General features: G+C 64.2%; 15 protein-coding genes and 3 pseudogenes. 7 read left to right on the forward strand and 11 right to left on the reverse strand.

Annotated elements, in window-relative coordinates; translation table 11 throughout:
- Positions 1-117 precede the first annotated feature (117 nt).
- Positions 118-504, reverse strand: a complete 387-nt coding sequence (locus ACT3S3_RS13750) for a hypothetical protein (RefSeq protein WP_441579595.1) — start codon at positions 502-504, stop codon at positions 118-120.
- 105 nt (positions 505-609) lie between these two features.
- Here ACT3S3_RS13750 and ACT3S3_RS13755 point away from each other — a divergent pair, with 105 nt between their 5' ends.
- The 7 genes and pseudogenes from ACT3S3_RS13755 (at position 610) to ACT3S3_RS13785 (ending at position 6,911) form a co-directional block, all read left to right on the forward strand.
- On the forward strand, positions 610-792 hold the full coding sequence (locus tag ACT3S3_RS13755; RefSeq protein WP_407712430.1) for a transposase: 183 nt from the start codon (positions 610-612) through the stop codon (positions 790-792).
- 98 nt (positions 793-890) lie between these two features.
- Positions 891-1,859: pseudogene (locus ACT3S3_RS13760) on the forward strand (ISL3-like element ISPfr3 family transposase); the annotation flags it as partial.
- Positions 1,860-1,989: 130 nt separating this feature from the next.
- Positions 1,990-3,205, forward strand: a pseudogene (locus ACT3S3_RS13765) (IS256 family transposase).
- A gap of 238 nt (positions 3,206-3,443) precedes the next feature.
- Positions 3,444-4,799: an FAD-dependent oxidoreductase gene (locus ACT3S3_RS13770; RefSeq protein WP_036323418.1), complete on the forward strand. Its 1,356-nt coding sequence runs from the start codon at positions 3,444-3,446 to the stop codon at positions 4,797-4,799.
- A gap of 623 nt (positions 4,800-5,422) precedes the next feature.
- A pseudogene (locus ACT3S3_RS13775) lies at positions 5,423-5,950 on the forward strand (IS110 family transposase); the annotation flags it as partial.
- A gap of 78 nt (positions 5,951-6,028) precedes the next feature.
- Complete coding sequence (locus ACT3S3_RS13780) at positions 6,029-6,418, forward strand: IS5 family transposase (protein ID WP_041446267.1); 390 nt, start codon at positions 6,029-6,031, stop codon at positions 6,416-6,418.
- Complete coding sequence (locus ACT3S3_RS13785) at positions 6,327-6,911, forward strand: IS5 family transposase (RefSeq protein WP_444615088.1); 585 nt, start codon at positions 6,327-6,329, stop codon at positions 6,909-6,911. The genes ACT3S3_RS13780 and ACT3S3_RS13785 overlap by 92 nt, the downstream gene beginning before the upstream one ends.
- 160 nt (positions 6,912-7,071) lie before the next feature.
- Here the strand turns inward: ACT3S3_RS13785 and ACT3S3_RS13790 are convergent, their stop codons facing one another.
- The 10 genes from ACT3S3_RS13790 to ACT3S3_RS13835 all read right to left on the reverse strand — a co-directional run.
- Positions 7,072-7,200 carry a hypothetical protein gene (locus ACT3S3_RS13790; protein ID WP_444615086.1) on the reverse strand — a complete coding sequence of 43 codons (129 nt, stop codon included), beginning with the start codon at positions 7,198-7,200 and terminating at the stop codon, positions 7,072-7,074.
- An 11-nt stretch (positions 7,201-7,211) separates the two neighbouring features.
- A complete protein-coding gene (locus tag ACT3S3_RS13795) occupies positions 7,212-7,511 on the reverse strand; it encodes a hypothetical protein (protein WP_444615084.1) in 300 nt (99 codons plus the stop codon).
- The gene (locus ACT3S3_RS13800) at positions 7,508-8,332 is read right to left on the reverse strand and encodes a metallophosphoesterase family protein (protein ID WP_444615082.1); all 825 of its coding nucleotides are present in this window, start codon (positions 8,330-8,332) and stop codon (positions 7,508-7,510) included. Before ACT3S3_RS13800 ends, ACT3S3_RS13795 begins: the two co-directional genes overlap by 4 nt.
- 192 nt (positions 8,333-8,524) lie before the next feature.
- Entirely contained in the window at positions 8,525-8,905 is a 381-nt protein-coding gene (locus ACT3S3_RS13805; RefSeq protein WP_444615080.1) for a helix-turn-helix domain-containing protein, read from the reverse strand.
- Positions 8,906-9,175: 270 nt separating this feature from the next.
- Positions 9,176-10,261: a metallophosphoesterase family protein gene (locus ACT3S3_RS13810; protein WP_444615078.1), complete on the reverse strand. Its 1,086-nt coding sequence runs from the start codon at positions 10,259-10,261 to the stop codon at positions 9,176-9,178.
- A 92-nt stretch (positions 10,262-10,353) separates the two neighbouring features.
- Positions 10,354-10,644, reverse strand: coding sequence for a hypothetical protein (locus tag ACT3S3_RS13815; RefSeq protein ID WP_444626945.1), 291 nt, complete (start codon positions 10,642-10,644; stop codon positions 10,354-10,356).
- Positions 10,645-10,845: 201 nt separating this feature from the next.
- Positions 10,846-11,217, reverse strand: a complete 372-nt coding sequence (locus ACT3S3_RS13820) for a hypothetical protein (protein WP_444626946.1) — start codon at positions 11,215-11,217, stop codon at positions 10,846-10,848.
- 199 nt (positions 11,218-11,416) lie between these two features.
- Positions 11,417-11,881 carry a hypothetical protein gene (locus ACT3S3_RS13825; protein WP_444615074.1) on the reverse strand — a complete coding sequence of 155 codons (465 nt, stop codon included), beginning with the start codon at positions 11,879-11,881 and terminating at the stop codon, positions 11,417-11,419.
- A gap of 182 nt (positions 11,882-12,063) precedes the next feature.
- Positions 12,064-14,679, reverse strand: a complete 2,616-nt coding sequence (locus ACT3S3_RS13830) for a DEAD/DEAH box helicase family protein (protein WP_444615072.1) — start codon at positions 14,677-14,679, stop codon at positions 12,064-12,066.
- Between the two features lie 4 nt (positions 14,680-14,683).
- On the reverse strand, positions 14,684-15,564 hold an 881-nt coding region (locus ACT3S3_RS13835; RefSeq protein ID WP_444615070.1), incomplete at its 5' end, for a DNA methyltransferase.

Consider the following 15,564-nt stretch of genomic DNA (forward strand, 5'->3'; position numbering starts at 1 on the left):
GAAAGTGACCTCCCAAATCTCACGGGCATGGTCAGGAATCCGCAGTATGACGGCGCACAGCGACTCCATCCCCACAACCTTCGCCACGAGTGGTGCACGAACTGCGCTGACCGGAGATCAGCCGTACTGGACCTTGTCGCGCGTGGCCCGGCGGGTCTGGGCAGTGATCTCCGGGGTGCCGTAGTGGGTGATGAACGGGCTGAGGGTCAACACCTGGTAGGACGACTGGTCCATGCTGGTCAGCATTGTTTCGAGTGTGTCGAGGTCGCCAGCTTGGATCAGCTGGACCAATGTGTCTGCAGCGTCGTCCCAGCCGAAACCGTGGCATTGCCCGTGAGACCACCACACCGAGTTCACGAGGTCGGCATCCTCAGTGATGTCGATTCCCTCGCGGCGGATACGGGCGAAGATCAGCTTGTGGGCATGGACCTGTCGGAACGTGCGTGGGGAGATCGGTTCACCCTGACCAGTGGTCGCACGAGGACTGGGAGGCATTGTGCTCATCGGGCCAACTCTCCTTTCCCGGCTTGTACTAGGGCGTGTCTCCTATATGTGAGGTGAGGGTCGCGAGATACTGGCGGGGTGAATGAGAAGTCTCGGTTTGAGGCGATGACGGATGAGCAGTGGGAGCGTGTGGAGCCCCTGTTGCCAACGAACTGTGGGCGTCGGGGTCGCCCGTTCTCGAATAGTCGGATGATCGTCAACGGGATCATCTACCGCTACAGGACGGGGATTCCTTGGAGAGACCTGCCTCGTGAGAGGTATGGGGGCTCTTCCCAGATGAGGGTGTAGCGCACGTCGCGCGGCGGGCCGGCGCGTCGGTGGCCGGATAGAGGTCGAGGTCTCCCGAGGATGAGAGCTCCTACACACTCAGCCCGAAAGACCTCGACGTGCACGACGCTACCGTCGGCGGGCGCGCTGATGCGTTCGCCAGCCCCGACCTGACTGCCTTCTGCCGCCTCGACGAACTCGGCCTCGTTGTCACCGGGCAGCGACTCGAGCCGGATCGTGCCGTATTGGCCTGCCAGGTGGTCGAGCCCGACCAGTGGTGCCGGCGCTGCGGCTGCGAAGGGAGACCACGTGACACCGTGGTCCGACGGCTTGCCCACGAACCACTGGGCTGGCGGCCCACGACGCTGGAGGTCGTCGTGCGCCGTTACCGCTGCAGCGGCTGCGGGTATGTGTGGCGCCAGGACACCACCGCCGCGGCCGAGCCCCGGGCCAAGTTGTCTCGGCGCGCTCTGCGGTGGGCGCTGGAAGGGATCGTGGTCCAGCACCTGACCGTGGCTCGGGTCGCCGAGGGGCTCGGGGTGGCCTGGGACACCGCCAACGACGCCGTTATGGCCGAGGGCAAGCGGGTGCTGATCGACGAGGAGCACCGCTTCGAGGGGGTGAAGGTCGTCGGGGTCGATGAGCACGTGTGGAGGCACACCCGTCGCGGCGACAGGTACGTCACCGTGATCATCGACCTCACCCCAGTGCGAGATGGCACCGGCCCGGCACGGCTGCTGGACATGGTCGAAGGACGCTCCAAGCAGGCGTTCAAGACCTGGCTGGCCGACCGCCCGCAGGAGTGGCGCGACGGCGTGGAGGTGGTCGCGATGGACGGCTTCACCGGGTTCAAGACCGCCGCCGTCGAGGAACTGCCCGACGTGGTGACCGTGCTAGATCCCTTCCACGTCACGCGCCTCGCTGGCGAGGCGCTCGATGAGTGCCGACGGCGAGTTCAGCAGGCCATCTGTGGGCACCGCGGCCGCAAGGGCGACCCGCTCTATGCCGCCCGCCGGACCCTGTCCACCGGCGCCGACCTGCTCAACGACAAGCAGAAGGACCGACTGGACACCCTGTTCGCCGACGAGCAATGATCAGAACCTATGGATGGCCCTCGGCGGGTGAGCGCGACGGAGCGCACCTTCCCGAGGAAGATCTTGTAGTCACAGAACTCTGATCAGGACCGGCGTTGGCGCGCTGGTTCGGGAAGGTGCGCTCATGTTGAAGGTAGTCCAAGACGTCGAGGCGTCCAACCATGCAGCCGGTGGGTCGCTGCTCGATGAGATCGTCGGCGACGGCGCTCGGCAGATGCTGGCGGCGGCGTTGCAGGCCGAGGTCGCGGCCTACGTCGAGCAGTTCACCGACGAGCTCGACGAGGCGGGTCGTCGCCTGGTGGTCCGCAACGGCTTCCACGAGCCGCGGGAGGTGACCACCGCGGCGGGCGCGATCCCGGTCAAGGCGCCGCGGGTTGCGCAGGTGCTGCCGCTGCTGTACCTGCACGGCCTGTCCAGCAGCGACTTCACCCCCGCACTGGAGCAGTTCCTCGGCACCAGCCACGGCCTGTCGGCGTCGGTGATCACACGGCTGGCCAAGGGACTGGCAAGACGAAGCCAGGGCGTTCAACCAGCGGTCCCTGGCCGGCACCGACTTCGTCTACTGCTGGGTCGACGGGATCCACCTCAAGGTCCGCCTGGAGCAGGACAAGGTGTGTCTGCTGGTTATCGTCGGTGTCCGTGCTGACGGCACGAAGGAGCTGGTCGCGCTCGACGACGGGCACCGAGAGTCCACCGAGTCCTGGCTCGACCTGCTCCGCAGCTGCAAGCGCCGCGGGATGCGGGCTCCGGTCCTCGCGGTCGGCGACGGGGCGCTCGGGTTCTGGGCCGCGCTGCGCGAGGTCTGGCCCCAGACCCGCGAGCAGCGGTGCTGGTTCCACAAGATCGCCAACGTCCTCAACGCCTTGCCGAAGTCCGCGCAGCCGGGCGCGAAGGCCGCGCTGGCCGAGATCTGGAACGCCGAGAACCGCGACCACGCCGAGCGTGCTGCGGAGGCGTTCGTCGCTGACTACGGCACCAAGTGGCCCAAGGCCGCCGCGAAGATCGCCGACGACCTCGACGTCCTCCTGGAGTTCTACAACTACCCCGCCGAGCACTGGGTTCACCTACGCACGACCAACCCGATCGAGTCCACGTTCGCGACCGTCCGGCTGCGCCAGCGCGTCACGAAGGGACCCGGCTCCCGAGCCGCCGGAATCGCGATGGCCTTCAAGCTCATCGAGTCCGCCCAGACGAGGTGGCGCGCCGTGAACGCGCCCCACCTCGTCGCCCTCGTCCGCGCCGGCGCAACGTTCAAGAACGGCATCCTCGTCGAACGACCAGACGGCCACGACGAGCAGACCTCCACCCACGAATCAGGAGGTGACGCTCAAGCCGCATGACACGCCGATCCACAGGTCTTGACTATTGCTCGGTCTTCGAAGAGCAACTACGATCCTTGGAAGAAGCCGGTGTTGCGACGACCGGTTGAACCTGCCGTGGCTCCGACCAGCAGAGCGATGTCAGCAGTTGGCTTTCCATCTCAGCGGCGCCGCTGGAAGGATGCCCACCGGCAAATCCCGCACCTCGTGGATTGCGAGCGTTGCGAGCGAGAGCGTGCCTACGCGAAGGAGAATTATGATGGACGTTGACCTGCTGGTGATCGGCTGGGGCAAGGCAGGCAAGACCCTGGCGGGGCGCTTCGCGGCCGCCGGCAAGACCGTGGCGCTGGTGGAGCGCTCGCCCGAGATGTACGGCGGCACCTGCATCAACATCGGCTGCGTGCCGACCAAGGACCTCGTCGTCTCGGCCGAGGAGCGTCGCGACTCCGACGACCCGCAGGAGTTCTTCCGCACCGCCGTCGCCGGCCGCGACGCGCTGATCGGCACGCTCAACGCCGCGAACCACCAGATGCTGGAGAAGCCGGGCGTCACCCTGGTGGACGGCACCGCCCGGTTCACCGGCCCGCGGACGGTCGTCGTCGACACCGCCGAGGGCCAGGTGGAGCTCACCGGCGAGACCGTGGTGATCGGCACCGGTGCGACCTCGCGCCGCGTCGACCTGCCCGGCTTCGACTCACCGCGGGTGTTCGACTCGACCACCATCCAGCACATCGACCCGCTGCCCGAACGGCTGGTGATCGTGGGCGGCGGCTTCATTGGGCTGGAGTTCGCTAGCATGTTCACCCACTTCGGCTCCAAGGTCACCATCCTCGACCGCGGCGAGGAGCTCCTTCCCCGCGTCGACCGGGACGTGGCCGAGGCCGTGAGGCAGACCCTGCTCGACATGGGCGTCACCATCGAGCAGGGCGTCCGGCCCACGTCGCTGGACGACGACGGCACACACGCCGTGGTGCACACCACCAAGGGCGATTTCGCGGCCGAGGCCGTGCTGGTGGCCGCCGGACGCGTGCCGGTCACCGGCGAGCTGGGCCTGGAGGCCGCCGGCATCGAGGTGGACGAGCGGGGCTTCGTCGTCGTGGACGACCAGCTGCAGACCAGCGTCCCCGGTGTGTACGCGGTGGGCGACGTCAACGGCGGCCCGCAGTTCACCTACGTCTCGCTGGACGACAACCGCATCGTGTGGGACGCGGTGATGGGCCAGGGCACGCGCCGCCGCAGCGACCGCGTGGCGGTGCCGAACACCACCTTCATCACCCCGCCGCTGTCGATGGTGGGCATGGACGAGACCCAGGCCCGCAAGTCCGGCCGCAACGTCCTGATGGCGAAGAAGGAGGTGGCGAAGATCGCCGCCATGCCCCGGCCGAAGATCGTCGGCGAGACCCACGGCCTGTTCAAGCTGTTCGTCGACGCCGACAGCCAAGAGATCCTCGGCGCGACGATCTTCTCCATCGACTCCCAGGAGCTGGTCAACATGGTCGCCCTGGCCATCCGGCTGGGCGCCAAGGTCTCCGACCTGCGCGACGGGATCTGGACCCACCCGTCCAGCACCGAGGCCTTCAACGAGGTGCTCGGCACCCTGGAGCCATTGGCCTGACCGCTCAGGCACGAGTACGCCCTCCGACCCGATGGGTCGGAGGGCGTTCTGCTTCGACGGGGGCGGTCGGGCCCGGCGTCCGGCCCCGCCGCCGACGCAGGCACCGCATGTCTTGGAGGCTGACCGACCCGCCCCGGGAATAGACCCTGCCGGATCGTGGTTCGAATAGGTGTACCCTGTAGGGGTATGCATCGCAAGATGGCTCGGTTCGAGGCGTCCGTGCTGTCGTCGATGCCATCGCCGCTAATCCCGACCTGACCGCCACTGTGCTCCAAACTGTCGGCGTAAAGGGATGGGACGGGTTCATCCTCGTCCGCAGAGGCTAGAGCGGAACGGGCGGGCTACCCGCGATCAGAACGTCCTCAACTCATGGGTTCTACCGGGCCTGTCGGTCGAGTGTCAGGCTTGGTTCCGGTAGCGATGGGCGGGTCAGCACTCGCGTTTCTCATCTGGCCATGGAAGGCCTGGCGGCAGACCGTGTGCCCGCCCATCGTGAGGGGACAGTGACCGCTACTGGGATGTCGTGCCCCCGCGGGTTTGGGTGAGCACTGTGGCCATGAGATCGCTGGGAGTTCCCTCACTGCTGCTGTCGGAGCGGATAGTCGAGAACGGGGAGACACACCATGTTGTTCGTCGGGGACGACTGGGCCGAGGACCACCACGACGTCGAGATCATCGACGAGGACGGCAAGGTCCTGGCCCGCAAACGCCTGCCGGAAGGACTGGCAGGGATCACGCAACTGCACGAGCTGATCGCCCATCACCTGGGCGAACCAGACGGTGATCCAGCCGCCTGGCCGCCGGTGGTCGTCGGGATCGAAACCGACCGGGGAGCCTGGGTCGCGTCGCTGGTCGCGGCCGGCTACGAGGTGTTCGCGATCAACCCAAGGATGGCGTCGCGTTACCGCGACAGGCACTCGATGTCGGGCGCCAAGTCAGACCGGGCCGACGCCCACCTGTTGGCAGAGCTCGTCCGCCTGGACCGGGCCCATCACCGCCCGATCGCTGGCGACACGGCCCTGGCCGAAGGCGTGAAGCTCGCGGCCCGCGCGCACCAGAACCTGATCTGGGAACGGACCCGCCACGTCTTGCGCCTGCGTTCGGCGTTGCGGGAGTTCTTCCCCGCCGCACTGATCGTCTTCGATGACCTGGCTAGGGCGTGTCTCCTATATGTGAGGTGAGGGTCGCGAGATACTGGCGGGGTGAATGAGAAGTCTCGGTTTGAGGCGATGACGGATGAGCAGTGGGAGCGTGTGGAGCCCCTGTTGCCAACGAACTGTGGGCGTCGGGGTCGCCCGTTCTCGAATAGTCGGATGATCGTCAACGGGATCATCTACCGCTACAGGACGGGGATTCCTTGGAGAGACCTGCCTCGTGAGAGGTATGGGCCGTGGCAGACGGTGTGGAAGCGTCACCGCTCCTACGCGAGGCGGGGCGTGTGGGATTGTGTCCTTTCTCAGGTGGTGGCCCAAGCGGATTCGGCTGGGAAAGTGGATTGGACGGTCAGCATTGACGCCACGATCAACCGTGCCCACCAACACGCCACGAACACGACGCGCCCCGACCAGGACACGGGGGGCTTCATCGAACTACAAGAATTCTCCGCTGGGCGAGGATGAGCCTGCAGGTCACGGCATTGGACGCTCGCGCGGGGGGTTGACCACGAAGATCCACCAGGTCGTGGACGGCAACGGGCGTCCCTTGGCCATGGTCGTCACTGGAGGCCAGCTCAACGACGGCGCGATGATGCAGGACACCTTGAAGGACATCTACGTCCCCAGGCCCACCGGCAGGCCCCGCACCACACCCGACACGGTCATGGCGGACCGGGGCTACACGTCGGGCGTGAACCGTGAATACCTTCGAGATCACCACGTCAAGGCAGTGATCCCCCAGAAGAAGAACGAGATCGCCTCCCGGAAGAAGAAGGGCTCCAAGGGAGGCCGTCCACCCGCCTTTGACGCAGAGGCATACAAGGGACGAAACGTCGTGGAACGCTCCTTCAACAGCGTCAAACAGTGGCGTGGTCTGGCCACCAGGTACGACAAGCTTGCCGTCACCTACAGGTCAGCCACAGTCCTACACGCCATCCTCCAATGGCTCCAAATATAGGAGACACGCCCTAGACGTATGTGCTCTGCTGCTCCTTGACGCTACCGGGTCACACCTGCCAAGAAGACACTCGTGAGCCGGGGCACGGCATCATCATCAGGATCATGGACATCGGCTAGGTGTGGCCTGCACGCTGCTCGTCTGCCGGAGCCTGCGGCATCTACCGCGGGCGCCGGGGGACCGTGTTGCCCTCGGTGAGCTCCACGTCGAAGATGTCGGGGTGTACGGCGAAGTACCGCTCCACCGCAGGCGGAGTGTTGGGGTCTGAGGTTTCAGGGTTGTTTGTCATGGGGATTCTCCTTACTCGGGCATCTCGCCGCGGATCCTGGCTACCGTTGCCAGTTGCTCCGGCGTGAGGTCGGCGACGGTCTTCTTCTCAGTGGTGAGCGCCCACCACACCGTGGCGTCCATCCCACAGCGCTGGCAGGTACGCGGGGAGACCACACCCCACTCGCCCATCTGCGGCGGGTAGTCCCAGCCGGCATCGTAAGCCTGGGCCGAGGTCAGCGACGCGGTCTTCCCGCAGACCTCGCAGACGTGGTCGAAGGGGACATCGGCCGGGATCTGGCAGGGGTCGGGATATTCGGGGTGAACAGTCATGCTGATGCTCCGTTCCACAGGGTCATGTCGTCACCGGTGTCGCGCCTGCCCGAGGCCACGCACCAGGTCCACGAGTCAGTGTCGAGGATGGCGACGGAGCCGACGCGGGTCTCCAGGGCCAGGGAGACGACCTGGACCCCGTCATGGACGCTGGCGTGACGGGTGTGGTGGTGGCCGTGGACAAGCGCCCGAGGACGTGCGGCGGCCATGAGCTGGCCCAGCTTCGCGCGGTTGGCCTCCCCAGGCGGATCATCGAGCTTGTCACGGGCGTGACCACCGAGGGCGCACAGCTCATCGAAGGCGGCCGTGATCGTCTCGTGGGTCACCAGCACATCCACCGGTCCTGCATCGGCGGTGGTGAGGGCCCGGTCGAGTTGGGTGTCGGTGATGTTCTCCGCCGGCCACCAGGACTGCCCCTCGGTGCGGTACTCGCGGTCGGTGCTGCTCGCCCCACCGCAGAACAGGAGCTCCGCCCCCGCGATCCGCGCGCGGGTCCCCCGCGGCATGTAAGTGACATGCTCTGAGATGACCACCGGGTCGGTGGCGTCCGGGGTGAGGTAGTCGAAGTTCTCGTGGTTGCCGTCGATGAAGCGGTAGTTCACCAGATCTGGGTCCACCCCTGCACCGCGGCAGACCCGGGTGATGATCCGCTCCAGCTTCGCCGGTTCCTTCGGCTCGTCGTAAATCCAGAAGTCACCGACCTGGATGATGGAGGTCACACCGCGGTTCAGCGCGGTGGCCAGGGTGTGCTCGAAGGCGGCCGGCTTGCCGTGAATGTCGCCGATAAAGGCGATGGCGTGGGGGACGTGGTCGGCGGTCATGGGGGAAGAGTAGGTCGTCGACTGGTGTGGTGTCCAGTATTGTGAGTCCACTTCTGCGCAGGTCAGATGATGTTTCCAGGTCACCGGTAGTGTCGTTTCGGTGAGGTTGGATTGTGCTGGCTTTCCTCCGGCCGGCGGTGACACAGTCGGCGTCGAGGCTCTCCTCGGACACCGGGGGTGCCAGGGCGCCGGTCAGTCCTTGTACATGGTGGTGTTGAGGATGTCGTAGAGGCCGTCAGCCTGACTCTGGGCCTGCATACGATCCAGTGCTTCGGCGCGGCGGGTGTGCAGGGTCTCCTGGAAAGCGAGCACACTGTCGGCCCTGATCCTGATCCGGCGTCCCTGTGACAGGTACGGGAGCTGGCCTTCTTCCAGCATCCTGCTCAGTGCCGGGAGTGGGATGTTGAGCATGGCGGCGGCTTCCTCGGCGGTCAGCAACCTGGCGCGGGCGGTGGTGTTGTCGTCGGTGAGCTCGGTGGTGAAGATGTCGGGGTGTGCGGTGAAGTACTGCGCCACCTCGGCATCGTGGTGGGGGCCGGTGGACTCGGGGTCGAACTCGGGCTCGGTGGTCATGGTGGTGACGCTACTGGTAGTGCGGTCGTGTCGTCCAGTATCGTGTGCCAACTTCTGCGCAGGTCAAACCATGTTTCCTGGTCACTGGCCGTGCTGTCGTGCCGCCAGCGCCGCCCACAGTTGAAGCTCCGGGGTGCCCCACATGTCAGGCAGTGGGCTGAGGTCCCGCTAACCGTCGAAGCGGGGATCCGGGTCGAGCAGGTGCGCGGCGAGGGCATCGAGATCGTCGTCGATGAGCCAGCCGGCGAATTCGTCGGCGAAGTCCTCCCACTACGGGTGGTCCGACAGTATCTGTCGGACCATGAGGGTGAGCCGCCGCGTACGGATCGGATTGGGGTGGGGACGCTGTGAGTCAGGCTGGTGGCCCTCCGGGTACCTGTGCCCGAGTTGGCGCTGCAGGGCCATGTAGTTCGCGGTGATCGACTCCACGGTCTGGCGAGGTGTGGAGTCCGGCAGCGCAGGCTCGGGCCACGGCGTTTCCACCTGTGCCCACGGGCGCAGTGGGAGGATGTCGATGGTGAACCGGGTGTCGAGGACCTCGGTCTGGTCGTCGTTGTAGGTGAAGACCGTTCGGCTCACCGGCACCGACCAGGTCCACTGGTCCGGGCCACCGCCGTGGGTGTCGAGTACGACGACGGAGCCGTCTTTAATTTCTTTGGCCAGGGCGACGTCCAGCGTTCCGGTCAGTTCACCGTCCAGGGGTGCGGCGAAGCGGGTGTGGTGATGCCCGTGCACATGGACTCGCGGGTGCACGGCGATGAGAACGCGGTCCATGCGGGCCCGGTCGGCCTGGCTGAGCGGGTCGGATTCCTTGGTCTGGGCGTGCGGACTGTTGTGGGCCAGTGCAGTGAACGCTGCAGATCCGGTCTCGTGGGTGACGAGGATGTCCGCCGGGCCAGTACCGGTGCTGGCGGCGGTGATGGCGCGGGTAACCTGGGCGTCGGTGATGTGCTCTGTGGGGAACCAGTTCACGCCCTCGGTCCGCCACTGTCGGTCGGTGGAGGTAGCCCCACCGAGGAACAACATATTGATCCCGGCGACGGTGGTGCGCAGTCCGCGGGGCATGTAGGTGATCGACCGGGTCAGCGCGGTGGGTGCGGTGGCGTCGGGAGTGAGGAGGGTGAAGTCCTCGTGGTTGCCGTCGATGATCCGGTAGTCGACGTCTGGAGCGCGTTCGTCGAGGCTGAGTTGCAGGAGTTCGAGGTCGGCGGGGCGGTGGAAGCCGAAGTCACCGGTCTGGATGATTGTCGCCGCGCCGACGGACACGGCGAGGTCAAGGGTCTGCTCGAAGGCGTTGGGCTTGCCGTGGAGGTCGCCGATGAAGGCGATGCGGTTCGGGTCCGGGGCGGCGCTCATGGGCCGAGGGTAAGGGACATGACAGGCCGTTGGCTAGAGTATGTGTCCAGTTCTGCGCTGGTCAGAGTGGGCTCTATGCGGATCGCTTTCCCTTAGGGAAGTACTGGCCTGAGCTGTTGATCGTTCAGGACGGAAAGTACATTCTCGGAGTTACCGATCAGCTCAAGTATTCCGGCGGCATAAAGGGCCCACTCATTCGCGGTGCGCCCTTCAAGGCGCAGTGCAGAAATGAAATGTCTCCGCATATTGCATGGAACGTGAGTTGATAGTTTCGTACCTATCTTACGAGCTTCGTCAACTTTGGCACTTCTCATTTTATCTTCTGGCGTTTTTGGATCGCGCGCATGAATTAAATCCCAAAATGGATTTCCTGGTTCCCTCACCGGCTCTTTGTAGGTTGCCGACTGAATGGCGACAATCGCAGATTCGTGCCAAACTGTGCAATTTATCTTTGGCAAAGGTACCTCAATTCTCTGAATGGCAGCGATGGCGCTTCGTCGGAGGGCGAGTGAAATACTCCCTGGATCCTCGCGGGAATTGACATAGCGTGCTGTGTCGATCCCTTCGGGGCATGCGTCAGATAGTTATACGTCGCCGAAAATTCCATTAAACTCGGCATCACACTTCTCTGCGGTTACGGCATCGTCTCTAAGTGTAACGCGGTAGAGATAGAAGGGCTTCCCAAAGGAGTCCTGCTCGTCAATTCGTCTGAGCATATTATGAATCGCTGATTCGTAAGTGCCTACATGAAGGGCAACGGATTTTGCATCTTCAATAAATTGATTAAACGATTCTCCACCCAGGGTGTTCCTTAGGTTTTCTATGAACCAATCCGGTTTATCGAATGTGGGGTCAAACTTAGCTTGTGGCCAGTCTGGAATTGTACTGGTATGATACCATGTAAAACGATTGACATTCTCCGGGTCGAGAATTGGATCGTACGGGTCTGCGGTCACCCGAGGGGATTCTTCATCCTTGCAAGTGATTCCACAGGCCGGGCAAGATTCCTCTACTTGTTCCAGTGCTTCAAGTATTTCCAGGTTGGCGGTGAAAATATGTCCACACTGATGGCACAACATGTATCTGTCTCTGAAGAAGTTGATGGGGCGCTCGTTATTGGGGTAAGTGTGCGTCGTCATATTCTTCTGCCCCCCGTCACGCCGACTTCAGGATGATGGGGAAGCGGTGCCACTTTCGCTGGTGGTCTTCGTTGCCGTTGGTAACTAGAGCTGTCGGGTCCATCTGCCAGTGCAGGTGGTCGGAGGGGAGCTTCCTGCTTAAGTGGCGCCAGAGGGGAATGTATCGGATGGTCATATCGAAAGTCTGTCCAGGTGCGAGGTGCTGGCTGCGCTCCAGAACCGTCGAGACCCTTGGGCGAAGAAGAATGCCGTGATTCCCTCCGCGTGGGCTGCGCTCGGAGACGACTGATCCCTCACACATCATCCACGTTCCGCCGATCACGGCAGGGCGGAGTCGGTTGTTGATGATGGTTACAGTGCTATCTGGTCCGGCGGTGGCCTCGAACGGCGGTTTGTCCATGATCCGGAAGATGGCCAGCACCAGTGCCACAATGAGGCCGGAGCTCACGCCGCCGAAGATGGCTACGAGATAGTCGTGCAATGTTTTCCCTGGGATCTCTCGTATCGAACCCGTTGTCGATACTGTTGGTACAGATTCTAGTCGACGGGCGGACCGTGACTGACCTGAACTCGACAGCCTGTTCGAGTTATCGACGTGTGCAACCACAAGACAGAACAACGACCCTCACCGGTGATGGTGAGGGTCGTTGTCCGATACGGGGACTACGACCAGACCGGGGCCGTCCTGCCGAGCAGCCCCTGCCATGAGTCCACAGCCTCGATGTCCGTCTCCGAAGCCAGGACATAGCCCCACTGCTGCGGGAAACGGTCGTCACCGGTGATCTCACGCATCACAGCTTCGGCGACCCGACGTTTCTCCTGGACCTCGGTGTCGTCGATCTTCGACGTTGCCTTCGCCTCGATGATCCAGTAGTTGCCGTCGTTGTCCCGGACCACGAAGTCGGGGTTGTAGTACCGGTCGCCGCCGGACCAGGCGAAACGTGCCTTGTCACCCGGGTACAGCCGCTTCCACCACTGGACCTCGGGATCGAAGTTCAGCATGTAGGCCAGCTTGTACTCCGCGCTCAGGGAGTCGAACTGAGCAGCGTTGAACAGGCTGTTGTTCTCCCACGGGCCGTAGTGGCCTTGCCTGGTAAACGTACCCAACAGGTCATCAGGCTCCACGACGGGGAGGAGCTCCACTCCGACCGGCAACGTGAACGAAGAGACCACAGGCAGCTTGACCGGACTGATCTCGGGCACCAGCCTCGTATTGCTTCCCACGAAATCCTTCTTCGCGGACTTAAGAAGCACCTGGATTTCTTTGCGAGCGCTTTCCAGGGCCTTTTCCGTCCACGGCTCACGACCGACCAATCCGAGGAACGGGATGAGGATCCGCGCGTTCAGGATCCTCATGTTCCTCTCGGTGGGCGTGAACGTACGGGTTCCGACAGCCTCCTGGGCAAGCACCCGGTTGACGAAGTCGTCGTCTACGACATCTGCACCACCTGTTGCGCGTGTGGTGGGGGCCAGACGGATCTTCCCGTCATTAGTCTCCACTTTCCGCCGGTCCAACTGCACTCCCTCGACCGATACCTTCGCCATGGCCTCTCGCACCTGGTCGTCGGTGACCGCCGACAGGGAGAAGGGGTCCACGTGGGTTCCCATGGTGGACGAAGGAAACAGGAATGTCGCGTCGGAGAACTTCTCGTTGATCTCGACGGTGACTGGTTCCGGAACTTCCTCCGGCTCTGGCACCTCCTCGCCATCATCGAGTTCGTTGATGCCAATGACAGACCGGGGCTCGACCGGCTGAATGGTTCCCGTCAAGGTCTTCCCGGGAACGTCACCGCCGGTGGCCGGCTGAGTGTCGTCAGGAGTGCTTCCCGTGCCGCCAGTCGGGCCGACAAACGGCACGGGGACGGTCTCGTTCGTACCCGGGGTCACTGGGACCTCGACCTCTACAGTCCCGCCTGTCATGTGGTCTCCGTCGCCGGCGGGAGCCGGCGCGGCGCCCTGCTCGATACCGAACACCTTCAGTGCGTCTTCGCTTTTAAGGTAATTCACGTAGGACTTGTGGGCGATGATGTCGAGCTGGTCGATGGTCTCCACGCCGGTGTATGCCTTGAACGGCAGTCGCAGGCCGCGGCCCATGGTCTGCTGGGTCAACACCTCAGAGGCCATGGCACGCAGCGAGACGATCACCGCAACGTTGCGGGCGTCCCAGCCCTCGCGCAGCTTGCCGACCGACACCACGGCCTCGACGGTGGAGTCCGGGGTGTCGATGGCGTCGAGCCGGCGGCGGGTGTCCTCGTCGTCATGTTGGGAGTCGACCTGCAGGACCCGCGTGCGATCACCGACGTAGCCGGGTCCTGAGAGAAGGGAGGCGACCTCGCTGGCGTGGTCGATGTCGGAGCAGGTCACCAGCATCACCGGGCGGACCGGAGTCACCGTGGGGTTGTTGCGGGTGTACTTCAGGTACTCCGCGGCCTTGGCCCGCAGCACGGCGAGACCGTCGCGCAGCTGGCGTTCTTCGGCGTCGGCGTATTCGGAGTAGTCGGTGGCCCGGCACACGATCACCGGGCGCTTGACGTAGCGGTCGGTGATCGCCTGGTACAGCGGGTACCGGAAGACGATGTCGTCGCCGGGCTCGGCGGATGCGGTCAGTCCGATGGTGACCGCCGGGTCCAGCTCCTTCAGCGCGGCGTTGAACGCCTTGGCGTCGCTGCCGTAGAGGTGGGACTCGTCGGCGATGATCACCAGGTCGTCGAGGGACTGGAGGTACTCGTAGACGTTGCCGTCGGTCTCGCTGAACCGGCGGACCTTCGCCCGCCGGGCCTCCATGGTGGTGCCGAGGGTGTCCTGGTCGGATTTCTTCGGCGCCAGGAGGTTCTGGACGTTGAAGACGAACACGTCAGAGCCGGTGAAGCTGTCCGGCAGGGTCTCCTGGCTCCGGTTCTTCGTGGCCCCTCGGGTGTTGTCAGGGGTATAGACCCGCGGCGGAACATCGAAGCCGCCGATGTACTTTCGGTTGTTGCGGGCGAAGTTGGCGACCGTCTTGGACTGGATCACCAGGCCTGGGGTGACGACCATGACGTTATAGTGTCCGCACTGCCGCAGGTACTCAATCAGCGCACCCATGACGTAGGTCTTTCCCACGCCGGTAGCGAGGTTGAGCACCAGAGGATTCTGCGGGTCGAACTCGCCACCGGCAATGCGGGCGACGGTGGCATCCAAGGCAGCCCGGTTGGGATTACGCAGGTCGAACTGGGTGGCGACGGCGTTGACGAGACCTTCGTCATGGACCAGGTCGAGAGGCTTGTTGTGGGACTGGTTCATCAGATCAGGCCTCCTGGACGGTGTCGTCGGCGAGCAGGCCGGCGGCGGTGGTGGGGTGGAAAATGTCGTCGGGGATGTGGACCATGCGACAGCCGCGCTTGACCTGGCGCAGGTGACTGCGGATCGCCTCGTCGGGTTCGGTGGTGGCGATGGTGAGCAGTTCACCGTCGGCCAGCTCGGCGAGCAGTTCATCGACGCGGCTGGTCAGCAGAGTCCCCTCGACGACAACCAGGCGCATACAGCCTCGGATGCCGTGGAACACCGGGTCATCCGGGGTGTGGTGGAAGTTAAGGTTCGCGGCCACGGAGTTGATCAGGGTGTCGCCGGTTGCTGCGTCGGTGAGCAACGTGAGCCCGAGCGTCTCGTCGTAGTCGAAGCATTCCGGGGACAGACGTGCGACGGTGAATCCGCCACCGCCGCGCCAGTTGACGGTATCGGGAGTCTTCGTGGTCTTGGACAGTGCCTTCAGCGCCTTGACCTGGGGGCACTTTTTCAGGTCATCATCGTCGCGGACGAGCTTGTTGAGCAGGGAGGTGAACTTCTGGGCGTCCTCAGCACTCATGCCCTCGGGGAGGTCTGTGCCGGCGGCTGGGACCCGCTCTCCCTTGGACGTGGTGATGCCACCGTGGTCCTCGCCGCGGACGACTTTCTCCAGGCGGGGGCGGGTGAACTGGGTGAAGTTGTCCTCCTGCAGCTCACAGGTCACCCACCGGCGGCCCATCTTCTGGGCGACCGCCGCGGTGGTACCGGAGCCGGCGAAGACGTCGAGGACGATGTCACCGGGGTTGGTCGCGATGTGGAGGACGCGCTCCAACAGGCGCTCGGGCTTCGGAGTCTTGAAGGGGGTGACTCCGGGGAAGAGTTTAGTTTGCTCTTTCACTGCTG

Source organism: Corynebacterium sp. AOP40-4SA-5 (genome assembly GCF_052377355.1).
In the GTDB taxonomy this organism is placed as follows: domain Bacteria; phylum Actinomycetota; class Actinomycetes; order Mycobacteriales; family Mycobacteriaceae; genus Corynebacterium.